The sequence below is a fragment of the Klebsiella sp. Sb-30 genome, from assembly GCF_057652795.1.
This window is the reverse complement of record NZ_CM172749.1, coordinates 3,233,096-3,253,653: the sequence shown is the minus strand read 5'-3', so window position 1 is coordinate 3,253,653 and position 20,558 is coordinate 3,233,096. Positions and strand designations below refer to the sequence as shown.

Below are 20,558 nucleotides of genomic sequence, written 5' to 3'. Positions count from 1 at the left end.
GTCGTCTGGGTAGTATTGCGTCGTTATCTCTGTCAAATCATAATTTATGAGTTACCCTATGAACATAAATATACTTGAAAAGATGAACAAGGTGCCAGGCGGTTTAATTATTATCCCACTGCTTGCGGCGATTTTTATTAATACCCTGGCCCCCGAAGTGCTGGGCATCGGCGGCCCGACAACCGCATTATTCAAAGTCGGTTCCAGCGCGATGATGGGGATTTTCCTACTCATTTGCGGCACCTCGATTAATATCCGTCAGGCCGGGCTGCCGCTTTATAAAGGTGCGGTACTGCTATTCCTTAAATGTCTCGCCGGCGCGCTGGCAGTGTGGGCTGCGGGGGCGCTGTTCGGCCCTAACGGTTTCCTCGGGATTTCCACGCTGGCGCTGATTGCCTGTTTAACCAGCTCCAACAGCTCGCTGTATATCGCGCTGTGCAGCAACTACGGCGATGCCAGCGACGCCGGGGCGATCTCCGTCTTCTGCGTCAAGGACGGCCCGTTTGTTACTATGATGGTGCTGGGGGTCAGCGGCCTGGCCAATATTCCTTTCGCCGCGCTGCTGTCGATGCTGATCCCGCTGCTGATTGGGATGCTGTGGGGCAACCTTGATGAGCGCTTTAAACAGCTGTGCGCCGCCGCTCAGCCGCTAATCATTATTATTATGTCGTTTGCTATCGGCGCCAATTCCAGTATCAACACGGTATTTACCGCCGGTCTGTCGGGGATCCTGCTCGGCATTATCTCTGCGGTGACCGGCATTGTGTTCTATTTTATCTACAACCTGTTCCTGAAGAAGAAAACCGCGCTGGGAGCCGCGCTGGGTACGACGGCAGCCAGCTCGGCGCTGACGCCAGCAATGGTCGCTCAAGCCGACCCCTCGCTGGCGATGTACGTTGATGCCGCCACCGCACAGCTGGCGACGGCGAGCATCATCACGATGATTACCGCGCCGGTACTGGTGGCCTGGTTTGATAAACGTCTGAAAAAGCGCGCGCCGGTGGTTGAACCGGTGAAAGAAAAGAGCAGTGAAGAGAAGGTGGCATTATCTTCTCATGCCGCAAAAGGAAACAAATAATATGACTGTGCCGTTGTATTCATTACTTATCACGGCTGTCGGGGAGTATGTTGAAAACTATCTGCAGGAACAGAAGCTAATCTTATTCTCTGAGCCCGTTCCTGACGATATTGCGATGTATTGCGCGGTACACCGGGGCAGTGAGCTAACGGCTGAATTATCACCCGGGCAGATAATGAAAATAAATCAGGCTATTTATCGGGTGACGGCGGTAGGTAGTGTTGCAACGGCAAATTTAAAACAGCTTGGCCATATCACTTTAAATTTTGATGGTGCTGCAACGGCTGAATTACCGGGGATGGTACATCTGTGTGGTCAATCACCACATGATATCCAGCGTGGTGACCGAATATCTTTCTATCAGGATCTAAATTAAGACCTGGAGCTAAATTAAGGAAATTATCATGAAAACAATCGCTATTGGTGCGGATGATGCCGCCTATGCTTTCCGCGACGCTATCGTCGCTTATCTGAATGGGCTCGGGATGAAGGTCGCGGATTACAGCAGCGATAAACGCCAGGGCAGTACGGTCTATCCGGATGTTGCTCATGCGGTGGCGATGTCGATAAAGCAGGGCGAGCACGATCGCGGCATCCTGATTTGCGGCACCGGTATTGGGATGAGCATTGTGGCGAATAAAGTACCGGGAGTACGTGCCGCCCAATGCCACGATACTTTCTCCGCCGAGCGGGCGCGCAAAAGTAATAACGCGCAGATTATTACCCTTGGCGCGCGCGTGATTGGCCCGGAGCTGGGCAAAAAAATTATTCAGGCCTGGCTTGAATCCGAATATGAAGGCGGCGGCTCCGCGTCAAAAGTGGAGCGTATCGACTATTACGAACACCAGCACGCCAGAGATTAATATCCGCAGTCGTAATATAAGGAACAGACTATGAGCCAGTTAGACGAGCTGAAAAAATATACCACCGTGGTGGCCGATACCGGTGATATCGAATCGATTAAAAAGTTTGCCCCGCAGGATGCCACCACCAACCCTTCGCTGGTGCTGAAGGCCGCGCAGCTCCCGCAATATCAGGCGCTGATTGCCGACGCAATCGGCAAGGCGCGTCAGCAGGGCGGCAGCGCAGAAACCCAGCTGATTAACGCCTGTGATCAGGTCGCGGTGGATATCGGCACTGAGGTGCTACGTCACGTGCCGGGGCGTATTTCTACCGAAGTCGATGCCCGTTTTGCCTGGGATCGCGGGATGTGCGTGTCGAAAGCGCGCAAGCTTATCCAGATGTATGCAAAGAACGGCATTGGGCCGGAGCGCATCCTCATCAAACTCGCCGCCACCTGGGAGGGCATTCGCGCCGCAGAGGAGCTGGAGCAGAGCGGCATCAACTGTAATCTGACCCTGCTGTTCTCCTTCGCACAGGCGCGGGCCTGCGCCGAAGCGGGCGTCTTTTTAATCTCGCCGTTCGTCGGGCGTATTTATGACTGGTATCAGAAAAACCAGCCGCAGGCTGAGTATCAGGTCGACAGCGATCCGGGCGTGGTTTCCGTGCGCCAGATTTATCAGTACTACAAATCTCACGGCTACGACACCGTGGTGATGGGGGCTAGCTTCCGCCGCATTGAGCAGATCCAGGCGCTGGCGGGCTGTGACCGTCTGACCATCTCCCCGGCACTGCTCGATGAGCTGGCCGCCAGTGCAGGGACGCTGAGTCGCCAGCTGGCGCCAGGCTGCGTCACGGAAACTCGCCCCAGCCCGATGACGCAGGCGGCGTTCCTCTGGCAGCATCATCAGGATCCGATGGCGGTGGAAAAACTGGCGGAAGGTATCCGGCTGTTCGCCGTCGATCAGGTCAAACTGGAAAACCAGATTCAGCAGATGCTGTAAGGGCAGGGAAAGAAGCTCATGAACACCACGAAAACCCACCGCCGTCTGTGCGCCAACGCGCTGCGTGCGCTGAGCATGGATGCGGTACAGAAAGCCAAATCCGGCCACCCGGGTGCCCCGATGGGGATGGCTGACATTGCGGAGGTCCTGTGGCGGGACTTCCTGAGACATAACCCGAACAACCCGGCCTGGGCCGACCGCGACCGCTTTGTGCTGTCCAACGGCCACGGCTCGATGCTGATTTACAGCCTGCTGCACCTCACCGGTTATGATCTGCCGATCGAAGAGCTGAAAAACTTCCGTCAGCTGCACTCTAAGACGCCGGGCCACCCGGAAGTGGGCTACACCGCTGGCGTAGAAACCACCACCGGCCCGCTGGGTCAGGGGATTGCTAACGCTGTGGGCATGGCTATCGCGGAAAAAACGCTGGCCGCGCAGTTCAACCGTCCGGGCCACGATATCGTTGACCACTTCACCTACGCCTTCATGGGCGACGGCTGCATGATGGAAGGGATCTCTCACGAGGTCTGCTCCCTGGCCGGTACCCTGAAACTGGGTAAACTGGTGGCGTTCTATGATGACAACGGTATCTCCATCGACGGTCATGTGGAAGGCTGGTTCACCGACGACACCGCTAAACGTTTCGAAGCCTACGGCTGGCACGTGGTGCGCGGCGTTGACGGTCACGACGCAGACGCCATCAAACGTGCGGTAGAAGAAGCGCGTGCGGTCACCGACAAACCGTCCCTGCTGATGTGCAAAACCATCATTGGCTTCGGTTCCCCGAACAAAGCCGGTACCCACGATTCCCACGGCGCGCCGCTGGGCGATGCAGAGATTGCGCTGACCCGCGAACAGCTGGGCTGGAAATTCGCGCCGTTCGAAATCCCGTCTGAAATCTACGCACAGTGGGATGCCAAAGAAGCCGGTCAGGCGAAAGAAGCGGCCTGGAACGAGAAGTTCGCTGCTTATGCGAAAGCCTTCCCTCAGGAAGCCGCAGAATTTACCCGTCGCATGAAGGGTGAAATGCCGGCTGACTTCGACGCCAAAGCCAGTGAATTTATCGCTAAGCTGCAGGTGAACCCGTCTAAAATCGCCAGCCGTAAAGCGTCGCAGAATGCGATTGAAGCATTTGGCCCGCTGCTGCCGGAATTCCTCGGCGGCTCTGCTGACCTGGCGCCGTCCAACCTGACTCTGTGGTCTGGTTCGAAAGCGATTAACGAAGACACCGCCGGTAACTATATCCATTACGGCGTGCGTGAATTCGGCATGACCGCGATCGCCAACGGGATCGCTCTGCACGGTGGTTTCCTGCCGTACACCTCCACCTTCCTGATGTTCGTGGAATATGCCCGTAACGCGGTGCGTATGGCGGCGCTGATGAAACAGCGTCAGGTGATGGTCTACACCCACGACTCCATCGGTCTGGGCGAAGATGGCCCGACGCACCAGCCGGTAGAGCAGGTGGCGTCCCTGCGCGTGACCCCGAACATGTCCACATGGCGTCCGTGTGACCAGGTGGAATCGGCGGTGGCGTGGAAATATGGCGTTGAGCGTCACGACGGCCCGACCGCGCTGATCCTCTCCCGTCAGAACCTGGCGCAGCAGGATCGTACTCCTGAGCAGCTGGCGAACATCGCTCGCGGTGGCTACGTGCTGAAAGAGTGCGCCGGTCAGCCGGAGCTGATCTTCATTGCCACCGGCTCTGAAGTGGAGCTGGCGGTGGCCGCATGGGACAAACTGACTGCCGAAGGGGTGAAGGCGCGCGTGGTCTCCATGCCGTCTACCGACGCGTTCGACAAGCAGGATGCGGCGTACCGTGAATCGGTGCTGCCGAAAGCGGTCTCTGCTCGCGTGGCCATTGAAGCCGGCATCGCCGACTACTGGTTCAAATACGTCGGCCTGAATGGCGCTATCGTTGGCATGACCACCTTCGGTGAGTCTGCGCCGGCAGAGCAGCTGTTCGAAGAGTTCGGCTTCACCGTCGACAACGTGGTCGCGAAAGCGAAAGCGCTGCTGTAGTCATAGCGTCGCAGAACGCGCGGGCTTTGGCTCCATGAAATGAAAAGGGGTTACCTGACCAACCGGCAGGCAACCCCTTTGACCTCGTCGCCGGGCGGCGCGGTTATTGTTTACCCATCGCGTCTTTGCCCATTTTGTCTTTCGACATTGAATCTTTGGCCATACCGTCTTTGCTCATACTATCCTTCGACATCCCATCTTTCGACATACACTCTTTTTTCATGCTATCTTTCGTGCAGTTGTGAGACATCTTACCCATATTATCTTTGGCCATGTTATCTTTCGCCATATTATCGGCAGCGTAGACGCTGGATATACCGAAAAATAAAGCAGAGCACATCAGTAAGGTATTCATTTTTTTCATTTGGTAATTCCTTCATGTTGTATAAATAACGGATGATGACGGCTATAAATTAACTACCCGCGAACCAGTTATAACCCTGGTCTTCCCAGTAGCCGCCGGGGTAACGATTGGTCACTTCAATCGCCATAATATGTTTCGGGTTTTTATAGCCGAGCTTGGTTGGAATTCTTAACTTCATCGGAAAACCATATTTACGCGGCAATAGCTGGCCATCGTAGGTTAATGCAATAATCGTCTGGGGATGGAGCGCAGTGGCCATGTCGATACTGGTATAATAATTATCAGCACAGCGAAAACTGACGTAGCTGGCGCGCAGATCGGCACCGATCCTTTTGAGGAAGAGGGCAAAAGGAACCCCGCCCCATTTACCAATGGCGCTCCATCCTTCCACGCAAATATGCCGTGTGACCTGGCTGACCTGCGCCATTGTATGGAGTTCGGCCAGTGTCCAGGGGCGTTTGTCCGTTACTAATCCCGTAATTTCAAGGCGATAATCGCTGGCATCGATCGTAGGCGCCTGATCCTCGCTATAAAATGCATTAAACGGGAAAGGGCGAGCGATCCTACTTTCGGGATAAACCGGCGCAAGGTTATCAGGATTAAATAACCAGTGTTGAATACGATCGTTAAATCGGGAGATCTGGCTTAAGGTTTTTTCGACCTCGCTGTTATTGCTGATATCGCAACCGGTTAACAGCATCAGGCCGCCAAAGGTTAATCCCTGCCTGATAAAGCGGCGGCGGCCTTCCGATGAGAGCTGCTTGTTAATTTCCCGGCTCGCCTCCTGAACGACGATTGTCTTGTCGGCTGCGGAGAGTAAATTTTTATGATTGTTCACTGTATTTTCCTTATCGTCCGCGGAGCATCGCCAGTAACGTTTTCGGGACCAGCAGCACCATCAGCAGATGAATAACGGCAAACCCCATCAGTGCGGACATCGCCAGGAAATGAATCACCCGTGCATTGTCATATCCCCCGAGTAAGGTTCGTAGCAGCGGAAACTGCACAGACTTCCAGATAACCAGACCGGATAGCGCCAGAATAATGCTATCGAGCATGACGAAGAGATAGGCCAGTTTCTGGACGTAGTTATAATGGCCGTGATTGTCATGTGTCAGCCTGCCGCGTAATGCGGAAATAAAATCGTGAATGACCCCTCGTGGCGACAGCGGCCAGAATTGTTTTTTTAAGCGTCCGCTGACAACATTCATCAGCAGGTAAAATACACCGTTAAGAGCAAATAACCACATTGCTGAAAAATGCCATTGCAATGCGCCGGCCAGCCAACCGCCAAGAGTCAGTGCATCCGGAATATCAAAATTAAACAACGGTGATGCGTTATAAATACGCCAGCCGCTGGTCACCATAATTAATATCGAAAGCGCATTGACCCAGTGGCAAATTCTTAACCACAAAGGATGAACGATAGCGGGTTTCACCTGACCTGAGGGGCTGTTCATCATGATATTCCCGGTTATTGCGTTAATCACAGTGTGGCCTGAATCTGTTCGCCGATGTATCACGAAAAGTTAAATTAAATGTGATAACTCGCGATGCAAATGTCGTATAGACTTTCTCTGAAAGCGATCAATAAGGCGGCAGCGATGAAGCCCAAAAAAGTGTTAATTATTGAAGATGATGAAAATATCGCGGAGCTTCTGCAGCTACATTTATGCGAAGAGGGCTATGAAATCAGCCATGCTGCTGAAGGCGTCGGTGGGCTGGCGATGGTCAGGCAGGGCGGCTGGGACGCGCTGATCCTCGATCTGATGTTACCGGGCATCGACGGTCTGGAGATCTGCCGGCATGCTCGCACTATGGCAAGCTACATGCCGATAGTGATAATCAGCGCGCGCTCAAGTGAAGTCCATCGTGTCCTGGGGCTGGAGCTCGGGGCAGATGACTACCTCGCGAAACCCTTTTCAATGCTTGAACTGGTGGCGCGAGTGAAGGCGCTCTTCCGCCGTCAGGAGGCCATGACCCAGAATCTGATGCAGGACGCCGGCATGTTGCATATTGACCGGCTGGCCATCGACCCGCTTGCGCGCGAAGCGCGCCTGCGCGATCTCCCGCTTGACCTGACGCCGCGCGAGTTCGACCTGCTGTGGTTCTTTGCCAGGCATCCCGATAAGGTCTTTTCCCGCATCAGCTTGCTCAACCAGGTCTGGGGCTATCAGCATGAAGGGTATGAGCATACGGTCAACACGCACATTAATCGGCTGAGGATGAAAATAGAAGATAATCCGGCGGAGCCGGAGTTTATCCTGACGGTTTGGGGAAAAGGCTATAAATTTACGGCCCCGCACCCCGAGCCTGGCCGCTGAAACATTCCGCCGGCGCGAGTCGAATGCGGCGCGAGTACCACTCGTACTTTCTTCGCTGCGCGCCGCTGTCTCGCTCGCCGTTCACCGGCCTCTCTTCTGCCGATAGCGCGCGCTGTCGCGGCGGGTGAAAAGCCATCTCCCATCACATTCCCCGCCGCCAGACGAGAATTGTTGTGCGTGAACGCTAAATTTTGCACATCTGTTTTGGTTGGCTGCCAGGGTTGTTGCCAGATTTAGTGAGAGTTCGCGTGCACACCGGACCGCATCACTTACACAACATATCAGCCAGTCGCGGAGTATCAGTCATGCATCCACCGATGATGTATCAGGATTTAACGACCCGGGCGCTCATTGAACATGCCGCGCGATATCATAGCGATACGGGAATTGTCTCGGTCGGGACGTTGGGGGGAAGGGAGTACAGTACCTGGGGAGAGGTGGCGGATAACGCCCGGCATCTGGCCTCCGCCATGCATCGGCTGGATCTCCCGGCAGGCGCCCGCTGCGGTACGCTGGCGTGGAATAATCGCCGTCATCTGGAAATCTATTTTGGCATCAGTTCTGGGGGATGGGTGACGCATACCATCAATCCACGCCTGTCCGCGGAACATCTCGCCTTTATCATCAATGATGCCGCGGACGAGATTCTGTTTTTCGACTACACCTTTCTGCCGCTTATCTGCGCGCTGCGGCCCCAATTGCCAACGGTAAAGCATTTTGTTCTGCTGGCGCCGCGGAATGACGAAGCGCTCGCCGCGCTGGATGCGCTGCTGTTTTTTGATGAGCTGGTCGCTGAAGCGGATCCGGCGTATCGCTGGCCCGAGGTGAGCGAAGATTCTCCAGCCTCGCTGTGCTATACCTCCGGGACCACGGGGAAGCCGAAAGGGGTGCTGAATACCCACCGCTCGCTGGTACTGCATACGCTGAGCGGCAATCAACCGGATGCGGCCGGTATATCGGCACAGGACACGCTGCTGCCGGTGGTGCCGATGTTCCACGTCAATGCCTGGGGCACGCCTTTTATTGCCGCGATGGCGGGCGCTCGCCTGGTTCTGCCGGGGCCGAATCTGGACGGCGACAGCCTGCTGCGGCTGCTGAGCGAAGAGCAGGTCAGCGTCGCCTTCGGCGTTCCGGTCATCTGGGCCGGTTTGCTTGCCGCGCTGCGTAAATCGGATATTCGCCTGCCGCATTTTAAACGATCTTTTGTCGGCGGGTCGGCGCTGCCGCCGTCGATGATTGAAGTCTTCCGCCGCGATTATGATATTGCGCTGATTCATGCCTGGGGGATGACCGAGACTTCGCCCATCGGCACCATCAACACGCCGCTGAGCAAACATAAGGCCCTGACCCAGGAGACACAGGAAAAACGGGGGCACGGTCAGGGACGCGTCATTTTTGGCATCGATCTGCGGGTGGTGGATGCGCAGGGCCAGACGCTGGCCAACGATGGCGAAAGTCAGGGCTATCTGCAGGTGCGCGGCCATTGGGTGGCGGCAAATTACTATGGTCGTCCCGATACGGCGTTGACCGATGACGGCTGGTTCGATACCGGCGATATTGGCACTCTTGATGAGAATGGCTACCTGGTGATTCACGATCGGGCGAAAGATATCATTAAGTCCGGCGGAGAGTGGATCTCGACGGTGGAGCTGGAGAATATTGCCCTTGCCCATCCGGCGATTCGCAGCGCGGCGGCGATTGCGGCGCAGCATCCGCGCTGGGATGAGCGTCCGGTGCTGCTGTGCGTCAGGGCGGAAGGGGGCGAAATTGAAGAGCCGGAGCTGCTGGCCTGGTACCAGGCACGGGTGCCGAAATGGCAGCTGCCGGACCGGATTCTGTTCATCGATGCGCTCCCCGTCAGCGCCACCGGTAAAGTCCTGAAAAACCGACTGCGCGCCGAGTTCGGTCAGATTCTGATGGCGGATGGGCGCGAGGCGGGCTAAATCGGTTTCTGGCCGCCCTAAGGTTTATGCCCCGTGAGCCAGGGGCATAAGCATTTTGCTTTCTCTGTAAGCGGCGAACAGTAAAAAAATGATGATATAAAGACAACAGATCAACGCCATCGCGCTGATGTAAGCCGGCAGGTGGGTGACGTAAATCAGGCTGCACGAGAGAATGACCAGAACGATGCCGGTATACATAGGGTGGGGAAGCCATCTAAAAATGCCGGTTCTGATAGCCGACACGCCTGGCAGATAGTAACCCGCCCAGGTATGGCACCGGCCTAAATCAAGTTTGCCTTTTATCATCAGGATATTACCGATCACGGCAATCGCCAGACATCCCCATTCAATCAGGCTAATGGTTGCCACCAGAGACAGGCTATAGCCAAAAATAAGGATCGGAACCAGCCACATGAACCTTAAGAGTTTGATCGCGGCGACAGGAAACAGAGGAGATGCCTCGGCCGGCTGCTTGCGCGGAATGATAAAGGCGGTAAATACGACCAGATTGAGCAGTGCCAGAAACAGCCATACCGTCGCCATCATGATTAACCTCGAGCCGGACATTCAGCGGTGTCATGAGGAAAAGTGTAGCTGAGCCACGCAGAGAGAGGACAAAAAAACGGCGGAGCCGGGGCTCCGCCTGACGGGATTAACGGCCCGCTTTTAGCTTCTGATAATACTCTTCATACAGGGTGCTGGCGCTGCCGACATCGTTTTGCCATTCGCCTTTGGCGATGGTGTCGGCATCCGGGTAGAGCGACTTATCATTGGCGACTTCCGGGCTGAGCATTTTACGCGCGGCGAGGTTTGGCGTCGGGTAGCCGATGGTTTCCGCCACCTGTTTTGCCACTTCCGGGCGCAGCAGGAAGTTAATCAGCTTGAGCGCGCCGTCGACGTTTTTCGCATTCGCCGGAATCGCCAGGCTATCCATCCAGAAGATCCCGCCTTCTTTCGGCCAGACGACCTCGAGCGGCGTGCCTGACTGGCGGGCAACCCATGCCGAACCGTTCCACACCATGCCGAGATTCACTTCGCCTTCCATATAGGGGTTGGCCGGGTTATCGGAGTTAAACGCCGCCACGTTAGGCATCAGTTTTTTCAGCTCGTTGTAGGCGGCTTCAATCTCTTTCGGGTCGGTAGTATTGCCGGAATAGCCCAGCTTACGTAAGGCAACCTGGAACACTTCCCGCGCATCGTCGGTCAGCAGCAGGCTGCTCTTATACTCTGGTTTCCACAGGTCGGCCCAGCTGGTGACGGTTTTCGGGTCGATAGCATCGCTATTGACGCCAATGGCCGTAGCGCCCCAGATGTAGGGAATGGAATAATCGTTGCCCGGATCGAACGGTTTATTCAGCATCTGCGGATCGAGGTTATTGAAGTGAGTCAGCTTGCTCTTATCGATCTTCTGCAACATGCCTTCTTTACGCATCTTGTCGACGAAATAGGTGGAAGGCACCACCAGATCGTACGCCCCGTCTTTATAGGTTTTGAGTTTGGCATACATGGTTTCATTCGACTCGTAAGTGGAATAGATAACCTTGATGCCGGTCTCTTTGGTGAACTGCTCCAGCAGACCCGGCGGTACATACTCGGTCCAGTTATAGAAATAGAGCGTTTTGCTGTCGTCCGCATGCGCGGCGCTGATACCCATTACCAGAGCGCCCGCTGCGAGCAGGTGGCGTGACCATTTTTTCATTTTAACGTCCCCTGAGTTTTATCACGTGCAATCAATTGGCTGGCGATGACCATCACCAGCGACAGAACTAACAGAATCGTCGCCAGGGCGTTCACTTCCGGCGATACGCCCACTTTGACCATCGAGTAGATCTTCAGTGGCAGGATCTCGTAACCCGGGCCGGTTACGAATGACGATACCACCACATCATCCATCGATAGCGTAAAGCTCAACAGCCATCCGGCGGCCACGGCAGGCAGCGCCAGCGGCAGAAGAATTTTACGCAGAATGGTCAACTCGCTGGCGCCCAGATCTTTCGCCGCCTCCAGCATCCGCACATCAAAACCTTTGAGACGCGAATAGACCGTCACCACCACGAAAGGCAGGCAGAAGGTGATGTGCGAAAACAGCAGCGACCAGAACCCGAGCTGGATGCCGATCAGCATAAACAGCACCAGCAGGGAGATCGCCATGACGATATCCGGCGACATCATCACCACGAACAGCATCCCGCTGACGAACGGTTTACCACGAAAACGATAGCGATACAGCGCGACGGCGGTCAGCGAGCCGATCAGCGTCGCAAAGGTGGCCGATAGCACCGCCATGGTCAGCGAGTGCTGTGCTGCCTGCAGCAGGCTATCGTTGTTCATCAACAGGCTATACCACCGGGTGGTGAAGCCCTGCCAGTTAATACCAAAGCGCGAACTGTTAAACGAGTTGACGATCAGAATAATGATCGGAATATAAAGGTAAGCATAAATGGCGGTCATAAAGCCGCCGCGCAGCAGTCGACCGATCATTCGAGCTCCACCTTCTTATTCAACAGACGCGCCGCGCGCCAGTAAATTAACAGCATCAGGCCCATAACCAGCGTCAGAGTAATGCTGGTTGCGGCGCCAAACGGCCAGTCGCGGATATTCAGGAACTGACTCTTGATAACGTTACCGATCAACAGGTTTTTAGCGCCGCCCATCAGATCCGAGACGTAGAACAGCCCCATCGCCGGCAGCATCACCAGCAGGCAGCCGGCAATAATGCCCGGCATCGTCAGTGGAATAATGATGCGGATAAAGGTTTGCAGCTTGCTGGCGCCCAGATCCCTTGCCGCTTCCAGCAGAGGACGATCCAGCTTCTCAATACTGGAGTAGAGCGGCATCACCATAAACGGCAGCAGAATATAGACCAGTCCGATGATGACCGCGGACGGGGTGTACATGATGCGCAGCGGCGTATCAATCACCCCCAGCCACAGCAGAAACTCGTTGAGATACCCTTTGGTGCTGAGGAATATTTTCAGCCCGTAGATACGGATCAATGAGTTGGTCCAGAACGGCACGATCAGCAGAAACAGCAGCAGCGGACGCACTTTTTCCGGCAGCCTGGCCAGAAACCAGGCGAAAGGATAGCCGAGCGCCAGGCAGGCCAGGGTCGCCAGCAGCGCCATATTGAGCGAGTGCAGCAGCACGTCGTAATAGAGCGGATCCAGCAGGCGCGTGTAGTTATCCAGCGTGAAGACCAGCTTGACGAAACTGGCGTCGTCGCGGGTCAAAAAACTGGTACCGATGATCATCAGGTTGGGCAGGAACACAAACAGCACAAGCCAACCCACGATAGTGGCGATCACCACATTCTGGAATTTACTTGTGTTCTTCATCTGCCAGCACAACCTCCCAGCTTTCTACCCAGTTAATGGCCATTTTCTGGTCAAGCGGGTGGTCAAAGTCCGGATCGTCTTCGTTAAAGAATTCACTGACCATCACCATTTTGCCATTTTCCAGTTCGACAACCGACTCCAGCGTCATGCCTTTGTAGTTGCGCTCGCGGATGTAGCCGATCAGTCCGTCGGCATCGCTGCCGTCGTGGACTTCATCGACGCGCAGATCTTCCGGGCGCAGCAGAACGTTCAGCCGCTGGCCCCGCTCGACGGGGAAGTTGACGTAGATATTGCATTCACGGCCTTCAACACTGGCGCGGACGCGCTGCTCGTCAAGGCGTTCAATGACCGTTGCATTAAACAGATTAATCTCGCCGATAAAACTGGCGACGAACAGGTTTTTCGGCTCTTCGTAGATTTCACGCGGCGTGCCGTCCTGCTCGATTTTCCCATCGCGCATGACCACGATGCGGTCGGACATGGTCAGGGCCTCTTCCTGATCGTGGGTGACGAAGACGAAGGTGATGCCAAGCTTACGCTGCAGCGCCTTCAGCTCGTTTTGCATCTGTTTACGCAGCTTGTAATCCAGCGCCGACAGGGACTCATCCAGCAGCAGCAGGCGCGGTTTGTTGACCACTGCCCGGGCGATAGCCACCCGCTGCTGCTGGCCGCCGGAGAGCTGATGCGGTTTGCGTTGGGCAAACTCCTCCAGCTGGACCATGCGTAGCGCATCGAGGACGCGAGGCGTGATTTCCGCCGCCGGCGTTTTCTGCATCCGCAGACCGAAGGCGACGTTTTCGAATACGCTCATATGGGGAAACAGAGCGTAGCTTTGAAAGACGGTATTGACGTGGCGGTTTTCCGCCGGAACATGAGTGATGTCCTGATCTTCGAGATGAATTCGCCCGCTGTCGACGTTTTCAAGCCCGGCAATAAGACGAAGAACGGTGGTTTTACCGCAGCCAGAGGGGCCAAGCAGGGTGAGAAACTCACCGTTGTTGATGGTCAGATTCAGATCTGAGATAACCGTTTTTCCATCAAAGCTTTTGCGAATTCCCGCCAGTTGCACCAGCGGCGAAAGCGAACGCGGTTGTATATTCAATTTTTAACTCTGTCCCATGTAGACGCAGCGGACGATTGACCGTTGCGGGGTTTGTGGTTAACCACCTTTGCGGTTGCGCATAATAAACGAGGGCAAGCATTCTACGGCAATCGCTTGCGATCGCCAATGCCTGTCTCATATGGATGCACGACCTTTACAACAATACGTCGGTTCATGTATTAAATTTTTATTTGCCGGGCTAAAAATGACCTGACGCAATATTTGTCTTTTCGGGCTTATGAATAATGTTGTCACAAAAGATGAGGGTGGCTACATGGATAAATTGCTTGAGCGTTTTTTACAGTACGTTTCTCTGGACACACAGTCGAAGCCTGGCGTGCGTCAGGTTCCAAGCACGGAAGGTCAGTGGAAGCTGTTACGCCTGCTGCAGGCGCAGCTGGAAGAGATGGGACTGGTTAATGTAACGCTAAGTGAGAAAGGGACGGTGATGGGAACCCTTCCGGCCAACGTTGCCGGCGCTATTCCGCCCATTGGCTTTATTTCCCACGTCGACACGGCGCCGGACTTCAGCGGCAAAAACGTAAACCCGCAAATCGTTGAAAACTACCGTGGCGGTGATATCGCTCTCGGGATTGGCGATGAAGTGCTCTCCCCGGTGATGTTCCCGGTCCTGCACCAGCTGCTCGGGCAAACGCTGATCACCACCGATGGCAAAACGCTGCTTGGCGCCGATGACAAGGCCGGTATTGCCGAGATAATGACCGCGCTGGCGACGCTGAAGGCGAAAAACATTCCTCACGGCGATATTCGCGTGGCCTTCACGCCGGATGAAGAGGTCGGGAAAGGGGCGAAGCATTTTGACGTCGCCGCGTTTGACGCCCGCTGGGCCTATACCGTTGACGGCGGTGGCGTGGGCGAGCTGGAGTTTGAAAACTTCAACGCCGCGTCGGTGACCATTAAGATCGTGGGCAATAATGTCCATCCGGGCACCGCAAAAGGGGTGATGGTGAATGCGCTGTCGCTGGCGGCACGGATTCATGCGGAAATCCCTGCCGACGAGGTGCCGGAAACCACCGAAGGCTACGAAGGTTTTTACCATCTGGCGAGCATGAAAGGCAGCGTTGACCGGGCCGAAATGCACTACATCATTCGCGACTTTGACCGTAAGCAGTTCGAGGCCCGCAAGCGCAAAATGATGGAAATTGCCAAAAAGGTCGGTAAGGGGCTGCATCCGGATTGCTATATTGAGCTGGTGATTGAAGACAGCTATTACAATATGCATGAAAAAGTGATGTCGCACCCGCACGTCGTCGAGATTGCCCGCCAGGCGATGGTGGATTGCGATATTGAACCGCAAATGAAGCCAATTCGCGGCGGTACCGACGGTGCGCAGCTCTCCTTTATGGGACTCCCCTGTCCGAACCTGTTTACCGGCGGCTATAACTATCACGGCAAGCATGAATTCGTCACGCTGGAGGGGATGGAGAAGGCGGTTCAGGTGATTGTGCGCATCGCGGAGCTGACGGCAAAACGCGGCGTCTGATCGCGGAGAGCCGCCACCGGGCAATATATGCGGTGCGATACACCATTCCGGCGTCCGGCCCGTAGGCCCGGTAAGGCGCAAGCCGCCACCGGGCAATACATGCGGTGCGATACACAATCCCGGCGTCCGGTCCGTAGGCCCGGTAAGGCGCGAGCCGCCACCGGGCAATATAAAAACGTGCGGTTGGCAAAGACTCCGTACCTGCGGAAGAGGAGATAACCTCTGATGTCAAATTACCGCCGCAGCAATATCCCCGGCGGCACCTGGTTCTTTACTGTCAATTTGCGAAATCGGCAAAGCGATCTTTTGACCCGCCATATCGATCGGCTTCGTACTGTGACAGCCGCCATTAAACGCAAAAAGCCCTTTCTGATTAACGCGTGGGTTATTTTACCCGAACATATGCACGCTATCTGGACGTTACCGGAAGGTGATACCGATTATTCGGGACGCTGGCGGGATATTAAAAAAACGTTCACCCGCGAACTGGGTATGCGCGAGGTCTGGCAACATCGTTTCTGGGAACATGCGATACGTAACGAAGACGATTACCGACGGCATATGGATTACGTTTATATCAATCCGGTGAAGCATGGCTATGTGAAGAGGGTGATTGACTGGCCGTATTCAACGTTTCATCGTGATGTGAGTCTCGGGGTGTATCCGCCGGATTGGGCCGGGGAGGTTGCCGATTTTGACGCCGGAGAGCGCAGACAGAACGCCGGGTGACGGCTTGCGCCTTACCCGGCCTACAGAATCCGGCCTCACATTCAGCCCGTAGGCCCGGTAAGGCGCAAGCCGCCACCGGGCAATACATGCGGAGCGATACACCATTCCGGCGTCCGGCCCGGAGGCCCGGTAAGGCGTGAGCCGCCACCGGACAATACATGCGGAGCGATACACCATTCCGGTGCCCGGTCCGTAGGCCCGGTAAGGCGCAAGCCGCCACCGGGCAATACATGCGGTTCGATACACAATCCCGGTGCCCGGTCCGTAGGCCCGGTAAGGCGTGAGCCGCCACCGGGCATCGCGCGGTTTAGTCCTCGAAGAACCAGTAGCCGCAGTTGACCAGCGCAGCCAGCATCGCGAGGAACGACGGGTCTTCCAGCGCATCGCCAAAATGTTCCGCGTTAAGCGACAGATGCGTTGCCAGCGCGTCCAGCGCCGGACGGTGCGGCGAATTAATTTTCTCGCCGTTGACGAACACCTCGCCATCGATACGCAGCACGCGTAGCCCGCCCAGCCGCACCAGGCGATCGCCCTGTTGCAGCGCGTCGTAAATCTCATCAGGCTGATACGGCGGCTCGGCAGGAGCCACGTCCAGCTCGTGGCGGGACTGGGTGATAAACTCGCCAAACCACTGCTTAAAATGCTCTGGCTGGTTAATCAACCCCAGCATCATATCGCGCAGGCGGTCGAGTTCAGCCGGCAGAATATCCGCCGGGTGATCGCGGGAAGGCACATCCGGATCGGCATAGCGCTGGCTGCCCAGTTCACGCTGCAGAATATAGTCGGCAAAGCCGCTGAACAGCTCGCGGGCATTTGGCGCGCGATAGCCCACCGAATAGTTGAGCGAGTTTTCCAGGGAATAACCCTCATGCGGGAATCCCGGCGGAATATAGAGAATATCGCCCGGTTCCATCTCTTCATCAATGATGGCGTCGAACGGATCCACCTGCAGCAGGTCCGGATGTGGACAGTGCTGCTTCATCGGGACTTTATCGCCCACGCGCCAGCGACGCCGGCCGGTTCCCTGGATGATAAACACGTCGTACTGATCGAGATGGGGACCTACGCCGCCGCCGGGCACGGAGAAAGAGATCATCAGATCATCAATACGCCAGTCGGGGAGCGCGCGGAAGGGCTGCATCAGCGCGGCCGTCGGCTCGTGCCAGTTATTCACCGCCTGCACCAGCAGCGACCAGTTGTTTTCGCTCAGGTGATCGTAGCTTTCGAAAGGGCCATGGCTGACCTGCCATTTCCCGTCCTGGTGGCTGACCAGGCGGCTATCGACTTCGCTTTCCATCGCCAGCCCGGCCAGTTCATCCGGGCTAATGGGATCGACGAAATTAGCGAAGCCGCGCTTGAGGACTACCGGGCGTTTTTGCCAGTAGCGTTCGATAAAGTCAGGCCAGTTGAGCGTTAATTGATAATCCATTTTATTTATTCCACAGCAGGTGTCTGTCTGGGATTATACACGCCATGCTTCAAACTGCCTCTTTGTTGACGGCGATTGTGCTTCGCAGTCACAGAGTTTGCCCAGGCGCGGGAAGCGGGGCGGTTCAGCTTTCCGTATCGTCGGGCAGCTGGCGGCCGAAAACGACCTCCATGCAGGCTCCGCCGAGCAGACTTTCGCCGGTGAGAATGTCGCCATCGTATTGCTCAACGATCTCCCGGGCGACGGAAAGTCCTACGCCCTGACCTGGTCGCAGCGTATCGGCTCGTTGCCCGCGATCGAATACGGCAGTTCGCTGGTTCAGCGGGATACCGGGGCCATCATCTTCCACCAGAATATGCAGGTGGTTGTCGTTGGTCTGACGCACGGAAACTTCGACAAATTCCAGGCAGTATTTGCAGGCGTTATCCAGCACGTTGCCCATCACTTCCATAAAATCATTCTGTTCGCCGACAAAGCTGATCTCCGGAGAGATATCGAGACTGATATTGACCCCTTTGCGCTGGTAAACCTTGTTCAGCGCCGAGGTCAACTTGTCGAGCAGCGGCGCAATGGGGTGCAGTTCGCGGCTGAGCAGGGTACCGCCGCTGCGCATACTGGCGCGATGCAGGTAGTAGCCAATTTGCTGTGAGATGCGGCTGATCTGCTCCAGCATGATCGGTTCTGCTTCATTGAGGTCAATCTTCTCGCCGCGTAAAGAACGCAGGGTGCTTTGCAGCACGGCCAGCGGCGTTTTCAGACTATGGGTCAGATCGGTCAGCGTGGTGCGATATTTGTCGTAGCGCTCGCGCTCGCTTGTCAGTAGCCGGTTAAGGTTGCTGACCAGTCGGGTCAGTTCGCGGGTGGTATTCGGATTGAGCATTTCGCGGTGATGCTCTTCCAGCTCGCGGACCTCTTTTGCCAGCGACTCGATGGGGCGCAGGCTCCACCAGGCCGCCACCCAAAGCAGCGGGATCACCAGCAGCAGGTTGGCAACCAGCACATAGATAAACCAGCTCCAGACCATATAAGAGCGTTTCAGTTCGACAGGAATGGTGTCGATCACCACGATGCTCAGCTGCGGCAGCTTATCGGTTGCCGGGTAGATATTGATCGCCACCGAGTGGGTCATTTCGGAACCATCATCCTGCTGGCGAAGAGCGTCCAGCTCCTCCTGGAACTGATGATTGTTGCGCAGCAGCATGCTACTGCTGTCAACGTCGGACTCGATTTCGTGGAAGCCGTTTCTTTTCAGCCATTCAGGTTGAATGCGTTTTGCCAGCCAGCCGACATCGCGCTGCATCCACAGCAGTTTGCCTTTGGCATCGTATATCAATGTCACCGTCGGGCTCTGCATGTTGAGGTTTTCGGGGATATCCACGTCGATATGGTTGTTTTCCCACTTTGCCAGCATATAGAACAGGTTACTTTCGCCGCGCAGCAGGCGGAAGGTGGTTTTATCAAAGCTGACGCTGTAGCCCACCAGCGCAACCATGCCGTAGGCCAGCGAAAGCACCAGCACCACTGCCGCCGTCGCCAGCAGAAAACGAACGCGTAAAGAAAGCGGCAAAATATGCCGGAGCGGGCTTTTCATTCGCGTAGTTCAAATAAATAGCCCTGGCCGCGCACGGTCGTAATGACGTCATGCGGATGCTGAGTCTGAATTTTTTTCCGCAGCCGTCCCATCAGTACGTCGATGGTGTGACTTTCGCGCAGTTCAGCATCGGGGTAGAGCTGGAGCATTAACGAATCTTTGCTGACGACTTTGCCACGGTTACGGATCAGCGTTTCCATAATGGTGTATTCAAATGCGGTCAGCTTGATGGGCTGTTCGTTAATCGATAGCTCGCGGCGTGACAGGTCAACCTGGAAAGGCGGCAGAGAAATAACCTGTGACGCCAGGCCGCTGTTGCGACGCAGTAGCGCCTGCATGCGCGCCGCGACCTCTTCAATATGGAACGGTTTGGTGACGTAGTCGTCCGCCCCGGCGCTCAGCACCTCGACTTTATCCTGCCAGCCTTCACGGGCGGTCAACACCAGTACCGGAACCGACACGTCATGACTGCGCCAGCGGCGAATCAGTGAAAGACCGTCTTCATCGGGCAGACCCAGATCGACAATGGCGATATCCGGCACGTGCTCACCCAGATAGTAATCGGCTTCCTTTGCATCTTCTGCTGCGTCCACCTGATGGCCTAATTCCTGGAGCTGAACTTTCAGGTGATGGCGCAGTAAAGCGTTATCCTCAACGACGAGTACGCGCATGCCTTTTCTCCCGTTTATTTTGGTTTCGAATAGTGTAGCGCTGAATAGATATACTGAATTTAAACGGCTGTAAATGAAAGGCTTGCGATGTAACTTCGCCAGCCGTTCTGCTTTCTGGCCTGCCACGCCGGTAGAGAGAGGGCGGTAGCGCCAGCGCCCGATATACATCCGGCAAGAGAAGGGGCATATCGTGGGCATATATTGGCAAGTTTATCCTCCTGTTGCCAGCCCGACGAACATTGTGTGGATAAAATGGTGGGGCTGCCCGGGAAGAGTATCCCGGCGCAGAGCGTTCAGGGATGAGACTGAGTGGGTTGGAACCGGCTTCCTGATGCTAACAACATGTTTAATCTTAGTTTTCTTTTCGTCAGTTTTGGCTGAAAACCCCGCCAGAAACGGCCGACAAAGAGCAACTAAAAGAATCCGCATCGTATCAGCGATGACGACGGAGCTCTCAGCAGCGCGCAGGTGAAGGAGGGGGGAAACTCAGGCTGGGTTAAGAGACGATGAAATGGAAAGCGGCGCAACGATGGAGGATGTGACGAAAAAAGCAAACTCAGGCGGGTGACGGGGGGATTTATCGCCCTGACGACGTCATGACAAATTGATGGCCGGAATAATT

Annotated in this window: 20 protein-coding genes; 9 read left to right on the top strand and 11 right to left on the bottom strand. The window is 55.6% G+C overall.

From position 1 onward, the window contains the following. The first annotated feature begins 58 nt into the window (after nucleotides 1–58). Genes AC236I_RS15250 through tkt form a run of 5 tightly spaced genes read left to right on the top strand, consistent with a single transcriptional unit; the run spans nucleotide 59 to nucleotide 4,944 of the window. Nucleotides 59–1,078, top strand: coding sequence for a 2-keto-3-deoxygluconate permease (locus AC236I_RS15250; protein WP_004860575.1), 1,020 nt, complete (start codon nucleotides 59–61; stop codon nucleotides 1,076–1,078). A gap of 1 nt (nucleotide 1,079) precedes the next feature. Next, nucleotides 1,080–1,454 carry a PTS glucitol/sorbitol transporter subunit IIA gene (locus AC236I_RS15245; RefSeq protein ID WP_032717213.1) on the top strand — a complete coding sequence of 125 codons (375 nt, stop codon included), beginning with the start codon at nucleotides 1,080–1,082 and terminating at the stop codon, nucleotides 1,452–1,454. A gap of 28 nt (nucleotides 1,455–1,482) precedes the next feature. Then, entirely contained in the window at nucleotides 1,483–1,941 is a 459-nt protein-coding gene (rpiB, locus tag AC236I_RS15240) for a ribose 5-phosphate isomerase B (protein ID WP_004860583.1), read from the top strand. 30 nt (nucleotides 1,942–1,971) lie between these two features. Next, nucleotides 1,972–2,922, top strand: a complete 951-nt coding sequence (tal, locus tag AC236I_RS15235) for a transaldolase (protein WP_004860586.1) — start codon at nucleotides 1,972–1,974, stop codon at nucleotides 2,920–2,922. An 18-nt stretch (nucleotides 2,923–2,940) separates the two neighbouring features. After that, the gene (gene tkt / locus AC236I_RS15230) at nucleotides 2,941–4,944 is read left to right on the top strand and encodes a transketolase (protein ID WP_487608538.1); all 2,004 of its coding nucleotides are present in this window, start codon (nucleotides 2,941–2,943) and stop codon (nucleotides 4,942–4,944) included. A 103-nt stretch (nucleotides 4,945–5,047) separates the two neighbouring features. Here tkt and AC236I_RS15225 read toward each other — a convergent pair whose 3' ends face one another. The 3 genes from AC236I_RS15225 to AC236I_RS15215 are packed head-to-tail and all read right to left on the bottom strand — an operon-like array spanning nucleotide 5,048 to nucleotide 6,768. Next, entirely contained in the window at nucleotides 5,048–5,308 is a 261-nt protein-coding gene (locus AC236I_RS15225; RefSeq protein ID WP_004860594.1) for a pentapeptide MXKDX repeat protein, read from the bottom strand. A 49-nt stretch (nucleotides 5,309–5,357) separates the two neighbouring features. Further along, entirely contained in the window at nucleotides 5,358–6,104 is a 747-nt protein-coding gene (locus tag AC236I_RS15220) for a molybdopterin-dependent oxidoreductase (protein WP_373365436.1), read from the bottom strand. A 52-nt stretch (nucleotides 6,105–6,156) separates the two neighbouring features. Beyond that, entirely contained in the window at nucleotides 6,157–6,768 is a 612-nt protein-coding gene (locus AC236I_RS15215; protein WP_487608833.1) for a cytochrome b/b6 domain-containing protein, read from the bottom strand. 144 nt (nucleotides 6,769–6,912) lie between these two features. Between AC236I_RS15215 and AC236I_RS15210 the strand changes: the two genes are divergently transcribed. Then, nucleotides 6,913–7,632, top strand: a complete 720-nt coding sequence (locus AC236I_RS15210) for a response regulator transcription factor (protein WP_048024997.1) — start codon at nucleotides 6,913–6,915, stop codon at nucleotides 7,630–7,632. Nucleotides 7,633–7,937: 305 nt separating this feature from the next. Next, entirely contained in the window at nucleotides 7,938–9,575 is a 1,638-nt protein-coding gene (locus AC236I_RS15205) for a long-chain fatty acid--CoA ligase (RefSeq protein ID WP_004860606.1), read from the top strand. A gap of 24 nt (nucleotides 9,576–9,599) precedes the next feature. Here the strand turns inward: AC236I_RS15205 and AC236I_RS15200 are convergent, their stop codons facing one another. From AC236I_RS15200 to potA, 5 genes are all read right to left on the bottom strand, one after another. After that, the gene (locus tag AC236I_RS15200) at nucleotides 9,600–10,121 is read right to left on the bottom strand and encodes a methyltransferase (RefSeq protein ID WP_080636359.1); all 522 of its coding nucleotides are present in this window, start codon (nucleotides 10,119–10,121) and stop codon (nucleotides 9,600–9,602) included. 106 nt (nucleotides 10,122–10,227) lie between these two features. Then, entirely contained in the window at nucleotides 10,228–11,274 is a 1,047-nt protein-coding gene (potD, locus tag AC236I_RS15195; RefSeq protein ID WP_004860611.1) for a spermidine/putrescine ABC transporter substrate-binding protein PotD, read from the bottom strand. After that, nucleotides 11,271–12,056 (bottom strand): spermidine/putrescine ABC transporter permease PotC, encoded by a 786-nt coding sequence (gene potC, locus AC236I_RS15190; protein ID WP_004860615.1) that lies wholly within the window; start codon nucleotides 12,054–12,056, stop codon nucleotides 11,271–11,273. Before potC ends, potD begins: the two co-directional genes overlap by 4 nt. Then, entirely contained in the window at nucleotides 12,053–12,910 is an 858-nt protein-coding gene (potB, locus tag AC236I_RS15185; RefSeq protein ID WP_004860619.1) for a spermidine/putrescine ABC transporter permease PotB, read from the bottom strand. The genes potC and potB overlap by 4 nt, the downstream gene beginning before the upstream one ends. Beyond that, a complete protein-coding gene (potA, locus tag AC236I_RS15180) occupies nucleotides 12,894–14,012 on the bottom strand; it encodes a spermidine/putrescine ABC transporter ATP-binding protein PotA (RefSeq protein ID WP_004860620.1) in 1,119 nt (372 codons plus the stop codon). The genes potB and potA overlap by 17 nt, the downstream gene beginning before the upstream one ends. A 274-nt stretch (nucleotides 14,013–14,286) precedes the next feature. On the opposite strand from potA, the gene pepT reads away from it, so the two are divergent. Both pepT and AC236I_RS15170 read left to right on the top strand, forming a co-directional pair. Then, nucleotides 14,287–15,516, top strand: a complete 1,230-nt coding sequence (pepT, locus tag AC236I_RS15175; protein ID WP_004860623.1) for a peptidase T — start codon at nucleotides 14,287–14,289, stop codon at nucleotides 15,514–15,516. A gap of 225 nt (nucleotides 15,517–15,741) precedes the next feature. Beyond that, the gene (locus AC236I_RS15170; protein ID WP_032717228.1) at nucleotides 15,742–16,245 is read left to right on the top strand and encodes an REP-associated tyrosine transposase; all 504 of its coding nucleotides are present in this window, start codon (nucleotides 15,742–15,744) and stop codon (nucleotides 16,243–16,245) included. A gap of 307 nt (nucleotides 16,246–16,552) precedes the next feature. Here AC236I_RS15170 and AC236I_RS15165 read toward each other — a convergent pair whose 3' ends face one another. The 3 genes from AC236I_RS15165 to phoP all read right to left on the bottom strand — a co-directional run bounded on the left by AC236I_RS15165 (nucleotide 16,553) and on the right by phoP (nucleotide 19,936). Next, the gene (locus AC236I_RS15165; RefSeq protein WP_004860624.1) at nucleotides 16,553–17,674 is read right to left on the bottom strand and encodes a ribosomal protein uL16 3-hydroxylase; all 1,122 of its coding nucleotides are present in this window, start codon (nucleotides 17,672–17,674) and stop codon (nucleotides 16,553–16,555) included. Between the two features lie 124 nt (nucleotides 17,675–17,798). Then, nucleotides 17,799–19,265 (bottom strand): two-component system sensor histidine kinase PhoQ, encoded by a 1,467-nt coding sequence (phoQ, locus tag AC236I_RS15160; protein ID WP_032717229.1) that lies wholly within the window; start codon nucleotides 19,263–19,265, stop codon nucleotides 17,799–17,801. Further along, nucleotides 19,262–19,936 (bottom strand): two-component system response regulator PhoP, encoded by a 675-nt coding sequence (gene phoP / locus AC236I_RS15155; RefSeq protein ID WP_004860631.1) that lies wholly within the window; start codon nucleotides 19,934–19,936, stop codon nucleotides 19,262–19,264. Before phoP ends, phoQ begins: the two co-directional genes overlap by 4 nt. Nucleotides 19,937–20,558: the final 622 nt, after the last annotated feature.